Origin of the sequence: Kangiella spongicola (assembly GCF_003194565.2) — a bacterium.
Classification (GTDB): Bacteria; Pseudomonadota; Gammaproteobacteria; order Enterobacterales; family Kangiellaceae; genus Kangiella; species Kangiella spongicola.
In genome coordinates this window covers 523317-543217 of record NZ_QICH01000002.1, presented here as the reverse complement: position 1 = coordinate 543217, position 19901 = coordinate 523317, and the positions used below count along the sequence as shown (strand labels likewise).

At 43.3% G+C, this 19901-nt stretch carries 20 protein-coding genes; 16 read left to right on the top strand and 4 right to left on the bottom strand.

Features of this window, described 5'->3' with window-relative positions; translation table 11 throughout:
* Positions 1-60: 60 nt before the first annotated feature.
* Positions 61-1053, bottom strand: coding sequence for an aspartate--ammonia ligase (gene asnA / locus DL796_RS08170; protein ID WP_110201205.1), 993 nt, complete (start codon positions 1051-1053; stop codon positions 61-63).
* Positions 1054-1213: 160 nt separating this feature from the next.
* Between asnA and asnC the strand changes: the two genes are divergently transcribed.
* The 4 genes from asnC to rplI all read left to right on the top strand — a co-directional run bounded on the left by asnC (position 1214) and on the right by rplI (position 3020).
* Entirely contained in the window at positions 1214-1681 is a 468-nt protein-coding gene (gene asnC / locus DL796_RS08165; protein WP_110201204.1) for a transcriptional regulator AsnC, read from the top strand.
* Positions 1682-1893: 212 nt separating this feature from the next.
* Positions 1894-2289 carry a 30S ribosomal protein S6 gene (gene rpsF, locus DL796_RS08160; protein ID WP_110201203.1) on the top strand — a complete coding sequence of 132 codons (396 nt, stop codon included), beginning with the start codon at positions 1894-1896 and terminating at the stop codon, positions 2287-2289.
* 14 nt (positions 2290-2303) lie between these two features.
* A complete protein-coding gene (rpsR, locus tag DL796_RS08155) occupies positions 2304-2531 on the top strand; it encodes a 30S ribosomal protein S18 (RefSeq protein ID WP_068993015.1) in 228 nt (75 codons plus the stop codon).
* A 24-nt stretch (positions 2532-2555) separates the two neighbouring features.
* Complete coding sequence (gene rplI / locus DL796_RS08150) at positions 2556-3020, top strand: 50S ribosomal protein L9 (RefSeq protein WP_110201202.1); 465 nt, start codon at positions 2556-2558, stop codon at positions 3018-3020.
* A 743-nt stretch (positions 3021-3763) separates the two neighbouring features.
* On the opposite strand, the gene DL796_RS08145 is transcribed toward rplI, so the two are convergent.
* Together DL796_RS08145 and DL796_RS08140 are read right to left on the bottom strand one after the other, a co-directional pair.
* Positions 3764-4570, bottom strand: coding sequence for a hypothetical protein (locus DL796_RS08145; protein ID WP_110201201.1), 807 nt, complete (start codon positions 4568-4570; stop codon positions 3764-3766).
* A 104-nt stretch (positions 4571-4674) separates the two neighbouring features.
* Positions 4675-5070 (bottom strand): thiol-disulfide oxidoreductase DCC family protein, encoded by a 396-nt coding sequence (locus DL796_RS08140; protein ID WP_110201200.1) that lies wholly within the window; start codon positions 5068-5070, stop codon positions 4675-4677.
* Positions 5071-5321: 251 nt separating this feature from the next.
* Between DL796_RS08140 and dnaB the strand changes: the two genes are divergently transcribed.
* The 4 genes from dnaB (at position 5322) to htpX (ending at position 9356) form a co-directional block, all read left to right on the top strand.
* Positions 5322-6713 (top strand): replicative DNA helicase, encoded by a 1392-nt coding sequence (gene dnaB / locus DL796_RS08135; RefSeq protein WP_110201199.1) that lies wholly within the window; start codon positions 5322-5324, stop codon positions 6711-6713.
* Positions 6714-6729: 16 nt separating this feature from the next.
* Positions 6730-7812 (top strand): alanine racemase, encoded by a 1083-nt coding sequence (gene alr, locus DL796_RS08130; RefSeq protein ID WP_110201198.1) that lies wholly within the window; start codon positions 6730-6732, stop codon positions 7810-7812.
* On the top strand, positions 7812-8225 hold the full coding sequence (locus DL796_RS08125) for a secondary thiamine-phosphate synthase enzyme YjbQ (RefSeq protein WP_110201197.1): 414 nt from the start codon (positions 7812-7814) through the stop codon (positions 8223-8225). Before alr ends, DL796_RS08125 begins: the two co-directional genes overlap by 1 nt.
* A 234-nt stretch (positions 8226-8459) precedes the next feature.
* A complete protein-coding gene (htpX, locus tag DL796_RS08120) occupies positions 8460-9356 on the top strand; it encodes a protease HtpX (protein ID WP_110201196.1) in 897 nt (298 codons plus the stop codon).
* A gap of 58 nt (positions 9357-9414) precedes the next feature.
* On the opposite strand, the gene DL796_RS08115 is transcribed toward htpX, so the two are convergent.
* Positions 9415-9972 (bottom strand): DUF2799 domain-containing protein, encoded by a 558-nt coding sequence (locus DL796_RS08115; protein WP_227593019.1) that lies wholly within the window; start codon positions 9970-9972, stop codon positions 9415-9417.
* Positions 9973-10107: 135 nt separating this feature from the next.
* Between DL796_RS08115 and dusA the strand changes: the two genes are divergently transcribed.
* The 8 genes from dusA to DL796_RS08075 all read left to right on the top strand — a co-directional run bounded on the left by dusA (position 10108) and on the right by DL796_RS08075 (position 19899).
* The gene (gene dusA, locus DL796_RS08110; protein ID WP_110201194.1) at positions 10108-11079 is read left to right on the top strand and encodes a tRNA dihydrouridine(20/20a) synthase DusA; all 972 of its coding nucleotides are present in this window, start codon (positions 10108-10110) and stop codon (positions 11077-11079) included.
* Between the two features lie 14 nt (positions 11080-11093).
* Complete coding sequence (locus DL796_RS08105; RefSeq protein WP_110201193.1) at positions 11094-12071, top strand: hypothetical protein; 978 nt, start codon at positions 11094-11096, stop codon at positions 12069-12071.
* Positions 12072-12074: 3 nt separating this feature from the next.
* Positions 12075-13040 (top strand): hypothetical protein, encoded by a 966-nt coding sequence (locus DL796_RS08100; protein ID WP_146205083.1) that lies wholly within the window; start codon positions 12075-12077, stop codon positions 13038-13040.
* Between the two features lie 9 nt (positions 13041-13049).
* On the top strand, positions 13050-14009 hold the full coding sequence (locus DL796_RS08095; RefSeq protein ID WP_146205082.1) for a hypothetical protein: 960 nt from the start codon (positions 13050-13052) through the stop codon (positions 14007-14009).
* 83 nt (positions 14010-14092) lie between these two features.
* Positions 14093-14629, top strand: coding sequence for an SRPBCC family protein (locus tag DL796_RS08090; protein ID WP_110201190.1), 537 nt, complete (start codon positions 14093-14095; stop codon positions 14627-14629).
* A 147-nt stretch (positions 14630-14776) separates the two neighbouring features.
* Positions 14777-17632: a M16 family metallopeptidase gene (locus DL796_RS08085; protein ID WP_110201189.1), complete on the top strand. Its 2856-nt coding sequence runs from the start codon at positions 14777-14779 to the stop codon at positions 17630-17632.
* Positions 17633-17749: 117 nt separating this feature from the next.
* Positions 17750-18871, top strand: a complete 1122-nt coding sequence (locus DL796_RS08080; protein ID WP_110201188.1) for a phospholipase A — start codon at positions 17750-17752, stop codon at positions 18869-18871.
* Between the two features lie 131 nt (positions 18872-19002).
* Positions 19003-19899 (top strand): MBL fold metallo-hydrolase, encoded by an 897-nt coding sequence (locus DL796_RS08075; protein WP_227593018.1) that lies wholly within the window; start codon positions 19003-19005, stop codon positions 19897-19899.
* Positions 19900-19901 lie beyond the last annotated feature (2 nt).

Sequence of the window (19901 nt, the reverse complement as noted above, 5' to 3'; positions counted from 1 at the left end):
GTAACGTCCCTTGCTGTTTGCGCTTGAAGTGAACAGCAAGGGACACGATATATACGCATATTATAAAACCGGTATTTCCAGCTCTTCTGGCCAAACACTGAATTGGACTTGCCCAATATGCGCTTTCTGCAATAAAAACATCATCAGTCGAGACTGGCCAATACCGCCACCTATGGTTTGTGGCAAGTGACCAGCCATTAGTTGCTGATGCCACAGATAGTTGAGGCGATGCTCGCAATTGCGTATTTGTAGCTGTTGCAGCATAACATCAGGTGATACTCGAATACCCATGGATGACAGTTCAAAAGCATCTTCTAATACTGGGTTCCAGACTAATATGTCACCGTTTAATCCATAATAACCATCATCAGTTGGGCTACTCCAATCATCATAATCAGGGGCACGCCCGTCGTGAATGGTGCCGTCACTAAGTTCACCGCCAATTCCAATGATAAAAACGGCTCCATATTCTTTACAGACTCTATACTCACGCTGACTCGGTGATAAACCAGGGTATTGTTTCATCAGGTCTTCTGACTGGATGAAAGTAATCTCTGTAGGTAAGAGTGGCTCTCGTTGCATTGCGCTAGCGACAAGCTGATCCGTTGCTCGCATCGCCTTATATAATGTCTCTACCGTTTCTCTGAGATAGTCCAATGACGTTTCATCGGCACTCATGACTTTTTCCCAGTCCCACTGATCGACATATAAGGAGTGGCGTTCAGTAAGAGCTTCTTCATCAGGACGAATCGCACGCATTTGAGTAACGATCCCTGTGCCTATATCAAAGTCACTTCGAGCCAATAATTGACGTTTCCACTTAGCTAAGGACTGTACTATCTCTAGCGGACGGGACAGTGTCTGGCTTTGTACCGCTACCGGCTTCTCAACACCGTTGAGATCGTCTTGGATCCCATCGCCCTGAAAGGTAAGGATTGGCGCCTGAACTTCAAGCAGCGATAATTCCTTACTTAACTTTTCTAAGAAGAACGACTTGGCCTGTTGAATCAATCTTTGATCCTGGATAAAGGCCTCTTTTGCTAGCTTTTTCATGGTGGTCCTTAATTCGATAGATTAATACTTGTTAATTAATATTTTTATATTTAATTGATTTAAATATCTATATCTGTCTAACAATAAAGGTTTATTGCTATATTAAATCTAAAAAAGCATAATAAATTTTACTGTATGAATAATTTCGGGAAGGATTCTCATGAAAAATTATGAGATCGATAATTTGGATAAAAAAATTTTGGCTCAATTATTACAAGAAGCACGAACTCCCTATGCCAAAATTGCGGAAAGTTTGGGTGTTAGCGCAGGGACTATCCATGTCAGAATCGAGAAAATGCGCCAAGCTGGCGTTATTCAAGGGACAAAAGTCAAGATCGAGCCTAAAGCGCTTGGCTATGATGTCTGCTGTTTTGTTGGTGTTTTCTTGAAATCGGCAAAGGATTATCAACCAGTAAAAGAGCAGTTGATTCAGATCCCCGAAGTCATAGAGGCTTACTACACCACAGGTCAGTATAGTGTATTGCTAAAAGTCATCGCGCCAGATATCGATCGCTTTCAGCATATACTGATCAATAAACTGCAATCCATCGAACAAGTTCGCTCGACCGAGACTTTAATATCTCTGCAAAATCCAATTTACAGGGATATCGACGGTTTATTGGTGTGATGGACTGCTTTTACGCACTTTATCTACCAAATAGCCTATGAGTCAGTGTATTAGCGCCTAAATTGGTTGATCTTTAGCCATGAAATCCTTAAAATACGCGCCCTTGGTCAATCTCTGGCCAAGTTTTATGACAATCAGGTTTACTCCTTGTTGCTTATAGTTCCACTTCAAAGACGGGCTATAGGTGGCTGGAAACCGAAAGGAGACTTTAAATGAGACACTACGAAATCGTATTCTTGGTGCACCCAGATCAGTCTGATCAAGTTCCAGGCATGATCGAGCGTTACAGCAAGATGATCACTGATGCAGAAGGCACAGTTCACCGTCTAGAAGACTGGGGCCGTCGTCAGCTTGCATACCCTATCAATAAACTTCACAAAGCTCACTACGTTCTTATGAATGTTGAAGCGAATGGCGAAGTTATCGAAGAATTAGAAGATGCTTTCCGTTACAACGATGCCGTGTTACGTAACATGGTAATGCGTCGTAAAGAAGCCATCACAGAAGCTTCTCCAATGGCTAAGAAAGACGAAGCGCCTGCTCGTGACGAAAAGCCAGCTAAAGAAGAAGCTAAGAAAGAAGAATCAACTGAAGCTGCGGCTGAGTAATAAGGAGACATATCATGGCACGTTTTAACCGTCGTCGTAAGTTCTGCCGTTTCTCGGCTGAAGGTATAACTGAGATCGATTATAAAGATACAGCTATGCTAAAAAATTACATCACAGAAACTGGTAAAATTGTTCCTAGCCGTATTACCGGTACTAGCGCAAAATACCAACGTCAATTAGCTAGCGCTGTAAAGCGTGCGCGCTTCTTGGCTCTTTTGCCATACACTGATAGCCACGAATAAGCGGCATTTTGAGAGGGTATAACGATGAACGTCATTTTACTTGAAAAACGTCGCAACCTTGGTGATTTAGGTGATACGGTTACTGTAGCAGCTGGCTACGGACGTAACTTCCTTATCCCTACTGGTAAAGCAGTTCCTGCGACAAAAGAAAACATCAAACACTTCGAAGAGCGTCGTGCAGAACTAGAAGCGAAAGCTGCTGAAGTTCTAGCTGCTGCTCAAGCACGTGCTGACAAACTAGCTGGCCTAGAAGTTACTATCACAGCAAACGCTGGTGACGAAGGTAAACTTTTTGGTTCAGTAGGTACATCAGACATCGCGGAAGCGGTAGTTGCTGAAGGTGTTGAATTAGAAAAGAAAGAAGTACGTATGCCAGAAGGCGCTATCCGTCAAACAGGCGAGTACACTTTCGAAGTACATTTACACCCAGAAGTTGAAGCTAGCATCAAAGTTGTTGTTGTTGGCGAATACGACGAAGCTCAAGCTTAATTTAGAATTAAGCAAAAGAGTTAAGAGAAAGGCACCTTCGGGTGCCTTTTTTGTTTCTAGCATTTGAGCGTTGCCAAAACTTTATAACGATTTGCCGTGTCTTGGCTTAGCTCAAAAGCTAGAAAAGTTAATCTTGCGCTTTCTCAGAGAATTTTGCCTTGCCTTGATTTTGCTTATAAACCAGAAGGCTCGTCTTTGCGAGCGAACACAGTGAGCGCGGCAATCTCTAATATCATGACTTTCCAAAAGATTGCCACGTCGAGCCTCACACTCCTCGCAATCACGGCACTTTTTGCGAACTCTCCTTGAGCTTGCTTATAAGCCAGAAGTATCGTCTTTGCGAGCGAACATCGTGAGCGCGGCAATATGTAAGCTCAATACTTATCAATAGATTGCCACGTCGCGCTTCACACTCCTCGCAATGACGGCACTTTTTGCGGACTCGCCTTGATTTTACATATAAACGAGAAGGATTGTCTTTGCGAGCGAACATCGTGAGCGTGGCAATCTCTAGTCTCAAGACCTTTCAATAGATTGGCACGTCGAGCCTCACACTCCTCGCAATGACGGAGTTTTTGCGAACTCTCCTTGAGCTTGCTTATAACCCAGAAGGCTCGTCTTTGCGAGCGAACATCGTGAGCGCGTCAATCTCTAGTCTCAAGACCTTTTAATAGATTGCCACGTCGTGCTTCGCACTCCTCGCAATGACGGAGTTTGGGAAGTGTACAATACTCTTTTGTGCATTAGCTTTCTTCTAAAAGAGAAATGATGCCTTCGTGGATCCTCCAAATTCCCCGTTCGGTTTTAACATAAAAAGTTAATCCAGTTTGAAGGTTGTGAAAAACATGGGTTGGTGCAGGGAAATCAGAAACGATATGAGTGAGCATTACCCCTTTTGAATCGGCAGGGGCTTTTAACTTGATACAGCTTTTACTGTACGCTTCGTCAGATAAAATATCCTTACCATCAGCTGAAGTTATATACTGTTTATGACCACCAACGGGTATCACACCCGGCTCCTTAGTAGAGGTTAAAATATAAACCTGCCATCCATTTTCCATTGGCAAAACCACTGAATTGACGGTTGGTGAGCAAGCCTCCTTTATGCTAGCCCTAACAGTTGTTAATGCTGTTACCATGCTTTGTTCTTGCAGAGAGATATTTCTGTCAGGTGCTAACTGTAAAGTGGGGTTTTGAAAGTTTTTGTCAAAAATCACATCAGCAATTACATGTAAATTGCCTTCTATATCTTGGTAGAAAGATACTGTCGGTGCTTTAGGCTTATCTAAATGAACAATCCAACCCCTACCATTTTTTATTTGGCTAATATCAACAGCGTCAATGAGTATGTCAGTGGCTTGCCAGGCTAGCGAATCTTTAATCCAAATGAGTCTCCCAGTGTTCTCTATAAACTCTTTTTGAAAGAGATCTTCTGGGGTGTAGAAGATAGATAATTTACTACTAGAAGCTGAGTTAAGTTCAGAGCTTTTTTGTGACGTGGTGGAGCAAGAAGTTAAAAAGATACAAAATATTAAGAAAAGCGGCTTCATAATAATCCCTTATTTGTGTTTATGATAGTGGGCTATGGCAAGATTGATAGATAGTATTATTTATGAGTTACTTTATTATTGTCAATGGACTTGGAAGTAACCCCTTATTCTATAAACCTATCTGAAAGATCCTCTGTCGGAATCATACAGTAATCATGCTTCCCAAACAGCTTGTAACGGTTAAGAGCTATTCGGTTATAAACCCAGTCTCTAAATTTTAATGGAAAAACTCTAAATACACGAAGCCAAGGCCACGGTTTGTTCAGGTCTTTTATAACTTCGAAGAAGGCTTCTGAACGGTAATAGGGCGTGTCGTCTTTGAGTAAGACCATGGTCTGGTAATCTGTTGTGGGCATCCCTATGGACTTTAAAAGCTCCTGTCCTTTCGGGGACTGAACGGAGCAGAATTTGAAATAGGCGTTATGATCGCGTTTGATCACAAACGGTACCCACTTTGAGCATAAAACGCATTCGCCATCGAAAAGAATTACTGAATTCATGGCTCTATCATAACTGAAAAATAACTCGTGGAATAAATTAATTAAATCATGGGGAAGTGTTAGTATTGACGATAAGTAAATCGGAATAAAAAGAGTTTAGGCTCGCTTTATCAATGGCTTAGACTTATCCAGAACTTATCCACAGACTTATTGTATTGCCTAAAAACTGTTACTATATAGAATAGTTTTGAGTAGGCGAATTGGCTTTACTCGTATTGATCGTCCAACCATTATGATAATAGAAGCAAACCATGCTATCAGCGCAACAATCTGACAAGAGAATCAAAGACTTAAAAGTTCCTCCGCATTCAATTGAAGCAGAGCAATCAGTGCTTGGCGGCGTTATGATTGATAATGACCAGTGGGAAAAGGTCGAGGAGATCCTGCTGTCTACGGACTTTTACGTTAAAAATCATCGTGAAATCTTTAAGGCGATGGCTGAGCTTGCCAATATGGCAAAGCCGATGGATGTTATTACGCTATCTGAGCATTTGGAGCAGATGGGCGATACGGATATTGGTTTAGCTTACCTTGGTGAGCTTGCTCAAAATACGCCAACTGTCGCTAACATTCGCGCTTATGCTGAGATTGTCCGCGAAAAGGCGATTATGAGGCAGCTGATCTCCGCATCGAATGAAATCGCTGATGCGAGTTTTAATCCACAAGGCCGTGGCTTAGCGGAATTGTTGGATTTAGCAGAGCGTAAAGTTTTTGCGATTGCTGAGTCACGCGAAACGAGTGGCGAAGGGCCGAGCAAGGTTGAGGACATTCTTAAAGCGACGATTGAGCGTATTGAGGAAATCCAAAAAACCAAGGGTGGTGTTACCGGTCTTTCCACGGGCTTCACTGACTTAGATAAAATGACGTCGGGTTTGCAAAAAGCGGACTTAGTCATTATTGCGGCGCGTCCGTCGATGGGTAAAACCACGTTCGCTATGAATATTGTGGAAAACGCGGCTTTGGCCAGTGACCTTCCTGTGTTGGTATTCAGTCTTGAGATGCCGAGCGAATCGATTATTATGCGTTCGATTTCATCTTTAGGTCGCCTTGAGCAAAACAAGATCCGTGGTGGCCAAATCCAATCGAAGGAAGATTGGGATAAGTTTAACAGTGGTGTTTTACAGCTAAAGAACCACACGAAGTTAATGATTGATGACACCGCGGGTCTATCGCCTGCTGAGATGCGCTCGAGAGCTCGTCGTGTGGCGCGTGAACATGGTGGTATTGCGTTAATTATGGTGGATTACTTGCAGCTGATGCAGGTTCCTGGCATGAGCGATAACCGTACTCTTGAGGTGAGTGAAATTTCACGATCTCTAAAGGCGCTTGCGAAAGAGCTCGAAGTTCCTGTCATCGCATTATCACAGCTTAACCGCTCCTTGGAGCAACGAAGTGACCGTCGTCCAGTAATGTCGGATCTGCGTGAGTCGGGTGCGATTGAGCAGGATGCGGATCTGATTCTCTTTATCTATCGTGATGAGGTTTATAACCCAGAAACAGAGCGTAAGGGGATTGCTGAAATTAAAATTGGTAAACAGCGTAACGGTCCAATCGGATCGGTTGAGCTTAGTTTCCAAGGGCAATATTCACGCTTTGATAACTTAGCTCATAACGATTATGAGGCCATGGGTGAAGGCTTTTAAGGTTAGGGTTTAACGTATGCGCCCAACGAAAGCCGTCATCGACCTCGATGCACTGCGCCATAATTTCAAAACCGTTCAGCAAAAAGCTTCTGGCAGTCGTGTCATTGCAGTGGTCAAAGCAGATGCTTATGGTCATGGTTTGGCGCAAATCGCGAAAGCGCTTCCTGATGCTGAGATGTTTGCGGTGGCCACGCCACTAGAGGCTTACACTCTTCGCGATGCTGGAATCGAGCAGCCTATCTTGTTGCTCGAAGGTTTCTTTGAAGAAAAAGAACTACCTAGAATTGTAGAAAACGATTTGCACTTAGTGGTACACCATAGCCCGCAAATCGATGCCCTAAAGCGTCTTAAAACGGACAAAAAACTTAACATCTGGCTTAAAATTGATTCGGGCATGAATCGACTGGGTTTCAAGGTTGATGAGTTACCGCAAATTGAAAATGATTTAGCAGAAGTTGAGTGCATTAATAAGCCAGTTCGATTGATGTCGCATTTCGCGAGTGCGGACGATGTAGAAGATCCTTTTACTTCTAAGCAAATCCAAACCTTCCTAGAAAGCACTGAGCATTTAGTTGTCGAGCGTTCGATGGCTAATTCAGCAGGTATTCTAGAAGCGAAAAGTGCGCATTTCGACTGGGTGCGACCTGGCTTAATTCTTTACGGTTGCTCGCCAATGATCGATAGCATTGGCGCAGACTATGGCTTAAAGCCAGTGATGAATCTAGAGTCACAAATCATGGCGATTAAACACTTAAAGAAAGGTGAGTCTACAGGCTATGGGCGCCACTGGTTTGCGGAAAGAGATACTGTGATTGCACTTGTCGCTATAGGTTATGGCGATGGCTATCCGCGAAATGCAGAAAATGGCACACCGGTTTGGGTTAATGGCCGCACGGTTCCTTTGGTTGGGCGCGTTTCTATGGATATGTTAGCGGTAGAGTTAGGGCCTGAGCATAGCGAGAAAATTGGTGATAGAGTTGTGTTATGGGGAAAAGAGTTGCCTGCTGAAATTGTGGCAAAGCATGCAGGGACTATTCCATACACTTTGAGCTGCGGTGTCACAGGCCGCGTTCACTTTGTTTACCGAGGAGAGCTTTGATGTCCAAGCAGAAAACGTTATCGCTAACCACCCATGGACAAGGGCTGTATGAATTTACTCGTGAAGCAGAAACCTGGGTTAGTGAGCAGGCAGTCGAAACTGGCGTCTGTCACCTATTCGTCCGACACACTTCTTGTAGCCTGACGATACAGGAAAATGCCGATCCAAGTGCTAAAACGGATTTAGAAAACTGGCTCAATCGCTTAGTTCCAGAAAACGACCCACTTTACACCCATACCATGGAAGGCCCTGACGATATGCCTGCGCATATCAAGGCAATTCTCACCAATGTTTCCTTAAGCATCCCTATTGTCGGTGGCCGGCTAGCGCTTGGAACTTGGCAGGGACTTTACCTGTGGGAGCATCGTCATCAAAGCCATAGGCGCTCGGTTATTCTTCATATCAGTTCTTAAGAAAAATACCTTTTACTATGAATAAGCACCGTAAAAATTGGTTCGCTGTTATTGTTTCTATCGTGGTGATTTGGGGCTTCTACTGGCTGATTAAGTTATTGATTTTTAAATACCTTATCTAGCTTAGACATGAATATTTACAAAATCACGATCCTTGCTCTTTAATTTCACTTGTATCTACCCCCAAAGCCCCCATAATTAATACAGTTAATAGATATTTTACTGGAGATTTCGATGTTAAGAATTGGTTTGTTCTTATTAACCAACTTTGCAATTTTATTATTGGCAGGTGCTGTCCTTAGTTTCTTTGGCTTTGATAGCATCATGGCGCAAAACGGCGTTGATCTGAATTTAACAGCGCTACTTATTTGGTGTGCTGTAATCGGTTTCGCTGGCTCATTAATTTCATTGTTTGCCTCTAAGTGGATGGCAAAGAAATTTATGCACGTCAGAATGATTGACCAGCCGCGAAATGAAACCGAGCAATGGTTAGTGAACACCGTCGAAACTTTAGCTAAGGACGCGGGCGTTGGTATGCCAGAGTTGGGAATTTTCCCTTCGCCACAGTCTAACGCTTTCGCCACTGGTTGGAACAAAAACAAGTCGCTAGTAGCAGTCAGCGAAGGCTTGTTACAGCGCATGAATCGTGACGAAGTACGTGCCGTACTTGCTCACGAAATAGGCCATGTAGCTAATGGCGATATGGTGACCTTAACTTTAATCCAAGGCGTGGTGAACACCTTCGTATTGTTCTTCTCAAGAATCATTGGTCACTTCGTCGATCGAGTTATCTTAAAGAACGAAGAAGGCCACGGTATTGGTTACTTTATTTCAGTCATGATAGCGCAAATCGTGTTGACGATTTTAGCGAGCATGGTGGTGATGTGGTTCTCGCGACGCCGCGAATTCAGAGCCGACGAAGCCGGTGCACAGTTAGCAGGTTCAGCCGCTATGATTGGCGCTTTAGAAAAATTGAAGGCCGAATACGATATGCCATCTGACATGGGTGAAACTTTTACCGCCTTTGGTCTAAAGAATGGTCGAACAGGTTCTTTCCAAGAAAAATTTGGCCACTTGTTCATGTCGCACCCGCCGCTTGATGCGCGAATTGCTGCACTTCGAAACAAGTAATGCGCTCTCTAAGCTAAACAAAAAAAACGGGGCATCAGCCCCGTTTTTTATTTATATCTTAATCTTGGTAACGTTGGTATCGGCGAATTAAATCTTTAGTTTGGCTGACTTGGCGTTGCAAAGCATCGATGTCGTTATCCACATCTTCAAGCTCTAATTCTATTCTGTCTTTTTCCTGCTCGTCTTTCACACGACGCAACACTTCCGTTAATATCTCATGTTCTTTGTAAGCTTCGTCAAGCTCGATCTCAAGTCGCTCAAGACGCGAAAATAAGCCCTGGCTATAACCATCAAAATATACAGGGAACTGATGAGAACTACAGCTTAAGTTTGGTGAGCTGCCTCGAGAACCACGACTAAAACCATTGTCAGCAGTACAGTAACGTGCAAGTCCTTGTTGGCGTCCTGCTTCATAAGCCTCGCGGTCGAGTTGCACCCCATATTCAATACATGCCGATTCATGCTTAATAATATAGTCAGAATCACGGCCAGATTTACCGTCTTTATACCCAATTTGTTGCCAGTTTCCAGAAGCACACTCTGTTTCAGATAGGGTTGCACAGCCCGATAATAAGGTCAGTAACGCGAAGCCACCAAGAGTAATAATTGTTTTCATTGTCATCCTGTTATATTTCTATTATTTATAGCCTGAAAGGGTTTTATACCAGAGTTCTGTGAACAGAAACTGAAATTAGGGTCTGAGGGCAAAGGATCATATAATAGCGCCCAATTATTACCAATATTAAACATTATGAGCCAACCAGTCGACCGTAAAATTTGTATTGCCCCTATGCTTGATTGGACTGACCGCCATCAAAGACGCTTTATGCGCTGTATTACGAAGCATGCTGTTCTTTATACCGAGATGATAACGACAGGCGCTATTATCCACGGCGGAGAAGAGCGTCACCTCAAATACAACCAAGAAGAGCATCCGGTAGCCATTCAGCTTGGTGGTAGCGATCCTAAAGATTTAGCCCATTGCGCAAAAATCTGCGAAGACTATGGCTATGACGAGATTAACCTTAACGTCGGTTGCCCCAGCGATCGGGTGCAAAATGGTCGTTTCGGCGCTTGTCTGATGGCGGAGCCACAGCTAGTGGCGGACTGTATGGCGGCTATGTCAGACGTGGTTAACATCCCAACCACCGTCAAAACTCGAATTGGTATCGATGATATGGACTCCTATGGGCACTTGTATCAGTTTGTCGATACCGTAAAACAAGCAGGCGTGAAAACCTTTATTATTCATGCGCGCAAAGCCTGGCTGAGTGGCTTAAGTCCGAAAGAAAACCGCGAGATCCCGCCTTTAAAATACGACGTGGCCTATCAAGTTAAAAAGGATTTCCCTGATTTAGAAGTTATCGTTAATGGCGGCGTGACCACGCTAGATCAGGTGGATGACCATATGCAACATTTAGATGGCGCCATGATCGGACGTGAGGCTTACCATAACCCTTACTTCTTGGCTGAAGTGGACAACCGTTTCTATGGTCAAAATTACGATATTCCCAGTCGCATTGAAGTCGCCGAAGAATATTGCGACTATGTGCAAAGCCAACTGGAACAAGACGTTTACCTTGGCCATATGACACGCCATATTCTGGGCCTCTTTTTTGCCCAACCTAAGGGTAAATTATGGCGTAGATACTTAAGCGAAAATGCTTATAAAAAAGGCGCTGGGCTTGAAGTTATTGAAGAGGCGTTAAATTTATTTAGATAAAAAGAGAAGCAAGGATGAAAAAAGGACTGATTATAATACTCATAATTTTATTATCGTTGGTGGCTTGGCTTTACTTTAGCAAGGAGCCTGGAGCCCTAGTTATCGAGCCTAAATCTAAAAACGAAGAAAGCATTAAGCAAGACGCCGAAGCACCCTTGAGCTCTACGGTAGAAATTAAAAAGGAAGAAAAAGTAGAGCTTATTGATAGCAACAGTGAATCTAAAGAAAGCAAAGAAGACGAGTCTACGCTAACTTGCATGGAGCGCTATCGTGCGCAACCAGAATGGAAAGAAATTGAAGCTGTTATCAGTGCCATTTACATGAGTGGTGAGGAAGCGGCAGGGGAAGGAACTTATCAGCAAATCCCTATCGAAGCCGTTAAGTCATACGCGGACTCTGGTGATAGCAACGCTATGTTGCATTACGCATCTGAAACCATGTGGAGGTCTGCATTTGGAACATATCTAAACAAGATCAATCGCGACCCAAATGAAGATATGGAAAAGCTCAAACAGAAGGCCAAACTACACAAACCTGACTTGGAGGGCTTTTTCCACGGTGCAGATTACGCCTACCTAGCTGCGGTCGAGGGAAGGTACGGTGGTGTGATGGAAATTACTGCAATGTCTAGAGGGCTGCTTCATAGACTATCCCGTGATGAGGAAGCGTTGGATAAGTCTATGAAAGTTCTCATTAAAAGGCATGCTTATCTTGAGCTTTTGCAGAGCATTCACCAGAATGACAAAGAACTTCTGACTGTCTTTATACAGGAAAGTGAGTTTGAGAAAGACTTAGAAGTCGTCTTTAGAGGGGAAGAGCCAGAGCCCAGCCAGTTAGAGACAATCCAACGACAAATTAAACAACAGTCTCAGCAACTGCTCCAACAGTGGGAAGCTGATAGACGTCGCCTTGGCTATGAGCTTTATCCCGATCTCTGGCCAAAGAGGTTGGAAGAGTTTTTTGAAAAGATGGAGCAAGAGTGTGGGAACTAGTTTATGAGGACGTATAGTGTTTTAGCGTTACTTGTCATAAGCCTAATCCTTGCCGTAATTGGGTATATGACCTTGGGCGATGAGCATCCTGTAGAACCTAAGACTACTCACGATGCTGCAAAAGAAAAATCGGAACCTGCAAAGCTGGAGTCCAAACCCTCCGAAAACACTGCTGAGACAAATACCAGCCCACAAGCTGAATCTTCAGTTGATGGAGTCGAAGAGTGCCTAAACCAGCTGGGTTTGCGGGATGACTTTCTAAATGTGTATAAAAAACTAGAAGGTTTAGGAATGAGTAGCTCCCAACTGGCGGGTGTTGATGGTTATCAACAAGTGCCTTTAGAAAGCTTGCGCTCTTATGCTGACGCTAATGACTTAGATGCAATGTATCTCTACGGAGTTAATTTGTTATGGAAGTCTAGTCTGGGCTTTTATCTAAATGAAAACTATAGAGATCAATCATTAACCTCAGAACAATTTAGCGAGCAAGTAAGGAACCATGAGTTCAATAGAGAGCAATTTCAACGTGGTAAAAATTATGTTTATAAGGCCGCGGTTAAAGGGAAGTTGATAGGTTTGTTAGAGGTAGGCCTAATGCATAAAACGGCTAGCAAAAAGCTTGCTGAAACAGGTGTGAGCCAGTCTGAGTTAATCGAATTTCTTAGCGAAGGTTATGCATATCTAGAATTGGCTAAAGATGTTTATCAGAAGGACCCTCTGCTCATTCAAGAAGCTGGGCTTGAATGGCACACTATAGAAAAATTTATCAAGACAGCCATGCCGGATGCTGATATGAATGACGTCATGCCTTTAGTCGAAAGTAGTATCGAGAAGCACCTCCGTCGCTTAAAAAGACAATGGACCACAGATAGGAAATATTATGGCTTAGAAGTCTACCCAGATACCTTCACTGATGAAGAAGAGGCTTTATTCGAAAAAGCTCAGAGTAGTCATTGTTATGAGATTTAGGGCAGTGGAATGAAGAAAATCATTATAATTATAGGAGCACTCTTACTGCTCTTTTTGATGCTTTATTATCTGGCGTCGGACACTGGCAGCACCAATAAGAATAAGGTGGAGCTCAAAGCAAAGAGCCAATTTGATGAGAGAGAGTCTCGAGCTACAGAACAATCGGTGCAAGATGAACGCGTCGACGAAACCCAAGGGCTGCCCGCTAATCTTGGTGAAAAAGAACCTACTCTCGATTGTCATACGCGGTATCAAAAACATCCAAACTGGCAAGAAATTAGTGACATATATGAGTCATTTTATCTTTCCATGGGGGAAATGATGGGGGAGCATCATTATCAGCAGTTGCCTTTAGATGCTGTTAAGTCTTACGCCGATGCGGGTGATGTTGATGCTATGTTCCATTATGGCAGCGAGTTGATTTGGAAGGGAGGCTTCGGGATTTACTTTAATGAGTTAAATCGCGCTGAAACTTTAACACAGGAAGAGCGTAAGGAACGGATAAATAACCATCAGCCTAATTTACCTATGCTAGAGCAGGGAGCTGGGTATTTAGTTGATTCAGCTACTCAAGGAAAGCTCGGTGGATTAATCGAGTTGCAATTATTAAGCCATCACATTCTAAAGCGACAGATGTCCCGAGAAGACAATTATGAAAATACCAAACAAGCTTTAATGTTGAGTATGGCTTATGAAGCGCTATTAATGCAGGTTTTTATTAATGATGCCGACATGATGCAGGGCTTTCTGTTTGCTGATGACAGAGAGGAACTTATACAGCAGTTTCTCAAGGACTATCCGCAACAGGAGTTAGAGTCAATTGAGCAAGAAGCTAGTAAGATTAAGGAGCGACTCTTTGGTTATTGGCAAGATAAAAGAGAAAGCTTGGGCTTACCGATCTACCCAGACAAATTCCCACCTCACCTTGAGCAGCACGTTAAGGATAAAAGAAGGCTCTGTGACGGCTAAAACCCAAAAGTTGGTTATTTCTTGCACATTTGCATTGTTTTAGACTAAAGTAAACGAGTCTTAATTGCTCATTGGGGAGAGCTATGAAATTTCTAAAAAACTTCTTAATCGTCATTGCCGTACTAGCGATAGCGCTAGTGATTGTTGGCTTTTTCTTACCAAAAATGGTCCATGTGGAACGCTCAATAGTCATTAATGCCTCGCAAGATAAGGTGTTTCAACAAGTGAATTCTTTTGAGGATTACAACAGTTGGTCACCTTGGTACAAACTAGACCCTGAAGCGAAATACGAGTATTCAGGCCCTGATTCAGGCGTAGGTGCCATGATGTCTTGGGACAGTGAAGATTCACAGGTGGGGAGTGGCTCGCAAAAGATTATTGAAAGTCAGTATCCATCGTTAGTAAAGTCTGAACTACTTTTTGGTGAAGATCCAAACCCTGCCTATGCAACCTTTGTGTTGGAAGAACTGGGCCCTAAAGAGACCAAGGTTACATGGAGCTTTGATGCTGACTTTGGTGATAATATTATTGGACGTTACTTTGGACTTATGATGGATAGTATGCTTGGACCATCTTATGAAGAAGGCCTGGAGTCCTTAAAGGCTGAAATTGAAAAATAGCATTATAAACAAAAGGTTAGCCCTGCAATAAGCCAGGGCTTTTTTATGTCTGTAACGATTTTATAGAAAATGTTTCAATTTATGTATTTGCCTTTATTTTCATAATCAATCTGTATAATGAGCTGACCACTTAGGAGGAGAAGAAGAATGTTTAAACAGACAATCAACGCGCTAGTCGTCGCGGGTCTGGTGGGTTGTGCATCGTCACCATCAACAGACACAGCGGTAGCGGATGGAATCAACTTATTAGAAACGGTTGAACAAAAATCGGAACAACTGGTTATTCCTTACAAAAAGTTTCAGCTAGAGAATGGCTTAACGGTAATCTTGCATGAAGATAAGAGTGATCCTCTTGTTCATGTGGATGTTACTTATCACGTCGGCTCTGGTCGTGAAGAAATTGGCAAGTCAGGTTTTGCGCATTTCTTTGAACATATGATGTTCCAAGGATCGGAAAACGTTGCTGACGAACAGCATTTCAAAATTATTTCTGAAGCTGGCGGTACACTAAACGGTACCACTAACTCAGATCGTACAAATTACTTCGAGACGGCTCCGTCTAACCAGCTAGAAAAAATGTTGTGGTTAGAAGCTGATCGCATGGGCTTTTTATTGGATGCGGTCACTCAGAAGAAGTTTGAAGTTCAGCGTGAAACGGTTAAAAACGAACGTGGTCAACGTGTCGATAATCGTCCTTATGGTCGCTTAGGCGAGCGTGTTGCTGAAGCTATGTATCCAGAAGGTCATCCGTATTCTTGGCCTGTGATTGGTTATATGGAAGATCTAAATCGCGCTAACGTTAACGATGTGAAGAAATTCTTCCTTCGCTGGTATGGCCCTAACAATGCAACCTTAACGATCGGTGGTGACATCGACGAAGAGCAGACCTTAGCTTGGGTCAAGAAGTACTTCGGTTCAATTCCACGTGGCCCAGAAGTTAAAGATCCAACACCTGTAGAAGTCACTTTAGATAAAGACCGTTATATTTCTTTAGAAGATAACGTATCTTTGCCGCTACTTTATATGGCATACCCAACGGTTTACGCTCGTCACGAAGACGAGGCGCCATTGGATGTATTGGCTTCGATTCTTGGTCAAGGCCGTACGTCATTGCTCTATAAGAATCTAGACAAAGAAGGCATCGCGGTACAAAGTCGTGTGAGCCATGGTTGTCGTGAGCTTGCTTGTGAGTTTGTGCTACTGGCGTTACCAAATCCTATGTCGGGTAAAGGTTTGGCTGATATCGAATCTATTATTCGTGATAGTTTCAAGGAATTTGAGCAGCGCGGCGTAAAAGCTGATGATATTGAGCGAGTAAAGGCTAGTATCAAATCGCGTCTAATTTATGGCCTACAAAGTGTTTCAGGCAAAGTATCACAACTAGCGGCGTATCAAACATTCGAAGACGATCCAAACCTTATTCAGAAAGAGTTGGAGCGTTATGAGAACGTCACTGAAGAAGATGTGATGCGTGTTTATGAGCAATACCTAAAAGGTCAGCACGCGGTCATCATGAGCGTGGTACCAAAAGGTCAAAAAGGTATGGTCGCCCATAAAGATACATGGACACCAAGCGAGCGCAAGATCCCTGAGTACAAAGAAGTTACCGAAGCTGACTTAGATATTCGTGTAGCTGAAGATGATTTCGACCGTAGTGTGATGCCAGAAGCTGGTGATAATCCTACAATCAAGGTTCCTGAAATCTGGCGTACAGAACTCTCAAATGGCATCAAAGTGCTTGGCGCAGTCAATAAAGAAACGCCGACAACTGCGATTCGCTTGAGAGTTAAAACGGGTTCTTCGAACGATCCTCTAAACAAGCTTGGATTAGCAAGCATCACTGCAAGTATGCTGAATGAGTCGACCAACAACTACTCGAACGAAGAATTAAGTAACATCTTACAGAAGCTAGGTAGCTCGGTCTCGATCTCTTCTGGTGATACTTATACGCAGTTAACTATTTCGAGTTTGACTGAAAACTTAGACAAGACGCTACAAATCGCTAACGAGAAGTTACGTGAGCCTAAGTTTGATCCAGCTGACTTTAAGCGTGTAAAAGAGCAAACTATCGAAGGCATTAAAAGTGCAGCGAAACAGCCATCTGTAGTTGCTTCAAACGTATACCGTAAATTACTGTTTGGTGCGGACAATGCGTTTGCCTATGCTGACTCGGGGACTATCGAGTCGGTTAATAACATTACGCTTGATGATGTGAAGAAATTCTACAACGAATATTATTCACCAGCAGTTGCTTCTATTGTGGCAGTGTCTGATTTGGAAGAGTCAGAGCTTAGCACTAAACTAAAGCGCTTCAGCTCTTGGAACGGTGGTGATGTAGCACAAGTACCATTAAAGCCATTCCCAGAACTGCAAAAGGCTATCTATTTTGTTGATAAACCTGGAGCGGCTCAGTCTGAAATTCGTATTGGTAAGCGCTCATTACCTTACGATGCTACAGGTGAGTATTTCCGCGCAGGCTTAATGAACTACAACCTAGGTGGCGCTTTCAACAGTCGCATCAACATTAACCTACGTGAAGATAAAGGTTACACCTATGGTGCACGCTCTGGCTTTAGTGGCAATGAAAGATACGGCTCTTTCACTGCGTCAGCTGGTGTTAGAACCGACGTCACAGACAAGTCTATTATTGAGTTCTTAAAAGAAATCAAAACTTATAGCAACAGCGGTATGACCGAAGCTGAGTTAACCTTTATGAAAAACTCGCTAGGTCAGCGTGATGCTCGTGACTACGAAACACCACGTCAAAAGCTGGGCTTCCTAGGTCGCATTATGACTTATGATCTAGATGAAGACTTTGTTGATGAGCAAAACGATATCCTACAATCAATCGAACTTGACGAGTTGAACCAACTTGCTCAAGAACACTTAGAGCTTGATGAAATGATTATCGTGGTAGTGGGCGACAAAAAGTCGGTAATGCCAAGCTTAGAAAAATTAGGCTATGACATTATTGAAGTAGACGCTGAAGCGAATCGACTTTAAGTCGAATTGTAAAAAAGCGAAAGAAAAGGGCCTTAATTGGCCCTTTTTTTATATCCGTCATAGCACAATGGCTTCTTTTTGCTACAATTTATCCAAACAACATCAGGACCTTTCATTATGAGCTCTAATAAGCCAACAAAACTTTGGTGTATTTCAGCATTAATAACGTCAGCACTAGCTTCTAGCCCAAGCTTGGCAAAGTCAGAGGCAGAGGAAGCAAAAGAGGACTATGACGAGTGTGTGTTGCAGCGTATTGAAATTGCTGACGACAATACTACGATTGGTGATATTAAAAAGTACTGTGAATCACGTAGCGATTTAGCGATTTACCGTCCAAGCAAAGAGTTACTGTTCCCCGAAGAAGAAAGCAAAACGGTCGCTGATGAAGATGGTGAGGCTACAAAGGACGCAGAAAAAGGCTCTGCATTACTGAAAAAACGCCTGCGCATGGAGTATCGAGTTAGGGATAACCGATTTGCAATTATTCCGCACAAACCGAATTACTTATTGCCAGTAACCTTTAATCATTCACCGAACGAAGATAGTCTTGAGACTTCTGGTGATGAGCGCCAGGTAGATAAAGTTGAAGCTAAGTTCCAGGTTAGCTTCAAAACACCGTTTTGGGAGAAACCATTTGGCGACAATAGCTCTCTTTTCTTTGCGTATACAGGACAGTCCTACTGGCAGGCTTATAACAAAGATGTTTCCAGCCCATTCAGAGAAACCAATCATGAGCCTGAAATTTTTGCCGCTTGGGCTACCGATTGGAAACTTGGCGGCTGGCAGGTTCCATACTTCTCGTTGGGCGTGTCGCATCAGTCGAACGGTCGCTCAGGCCTAGGCTCACGAAGCTGGAACCGTATCTATACAGAGTTTGCGTTTGAGCAAGATCGCTGGGTATTGGCGTTTAAACCTTGGTGGCGAATTCCTGAAGAGCGAAAGGATGATCCCTTAGATCCTGATGGTGATGATAACCCTGATATTGATGATTACATGGGGTATTTTGAGCTATATTCAGCCTACCAGTGGGACCAGCATAACTTCGGAATTTTATTGCGTAACAACCTTCGTAGCGATAATAAAGGCGCATTCCAGTTTGATTGGACCTTCCCACTCGATGACGAAGGGAAGCTAAGAGGCTACGTGCAGTATTTTAATGGCTATGGTGAAAGTTTGATTGATTACGATAGACGAGTAAACCGACTTGGCGTGGGCTTTGTCTTAACCGATTGGTTATAAGTTTTGGAATACAAAACCGTAAATTGAAAGCGCTGTACGGCGCTTTTTTCATGGAAAAGTGAACTTGAATTATGGTTAAAAGGTGTACTGTGGTAGTTTAACCAAAAGATATTCAAGAATAAGGCACCATTATGAAGAAGCTATTATCAATTGCTATCGGATGTATGCTCGCAATTTGCGCGCCTAACCTAATGGCGCACAGCAATCAGCAAGCGGAAGTCACCATTAAAACCACACAGTTATCCGACGGTTTATACGTTTTGTTTGGGCAAGGTGGAAACATTGGCTTATCTGTTGGTGAGGATGGGGTGTATCTTATCGATGATCAGTATGCGCCTTTAACGGAAAAAATTAACAAGGCCATTGATGAAATTACCGAGCAGCCAGTCAAATTCGTGATCAATACCCATTGGCATGGCGACCACACTGGTGGTAATGAAAACTTTGGTAAAGCGGGGGCGACAATCGTTGCTCACGATAACGTCCGCAAAAGAATGAACAGTAAGCAGGTGATGGAGTTTTTTGGACGCCAGGTAGACGCTTCGCCTAAAGAGGCACTGCCAGTAATCACATTTGATAGCGAGCTAAGCCTGCACCTCAATAGCGACGAAATGCGCGTTTACCATGTCGCTAATGCCCACACAGACGGTGATGCGATTATCTACTTTGCCAAAGATAACGTGTTGCATATGGGCGATACCTATTTCAACATTGGCTACCCGTTTATCGATACTGGTAGTGGTGGCACCATTGATGGCTATCTTGCTGCTTTAGAGAAAGGATTGTCGTTAGCTGATGACAAGACTCAAATTATTCCGGGCCACGGCCCTATGGCGAGAAAAGCCGATATGGCGAAGTATTTAGCGATGCTGACTGAACTTCGCCAGGCGGTCGCCCAGTTAAAAGAGCAGGGGAAAAGTCTCGAAGAAACTATTGCGGCGAAGCCAAGCGCCAAGTTCGATAAAGACAATGGGCAGGCGTTTATTAAGCCTGATCAAATTGTCACTTTTATTTATAACAGCCTGTAATC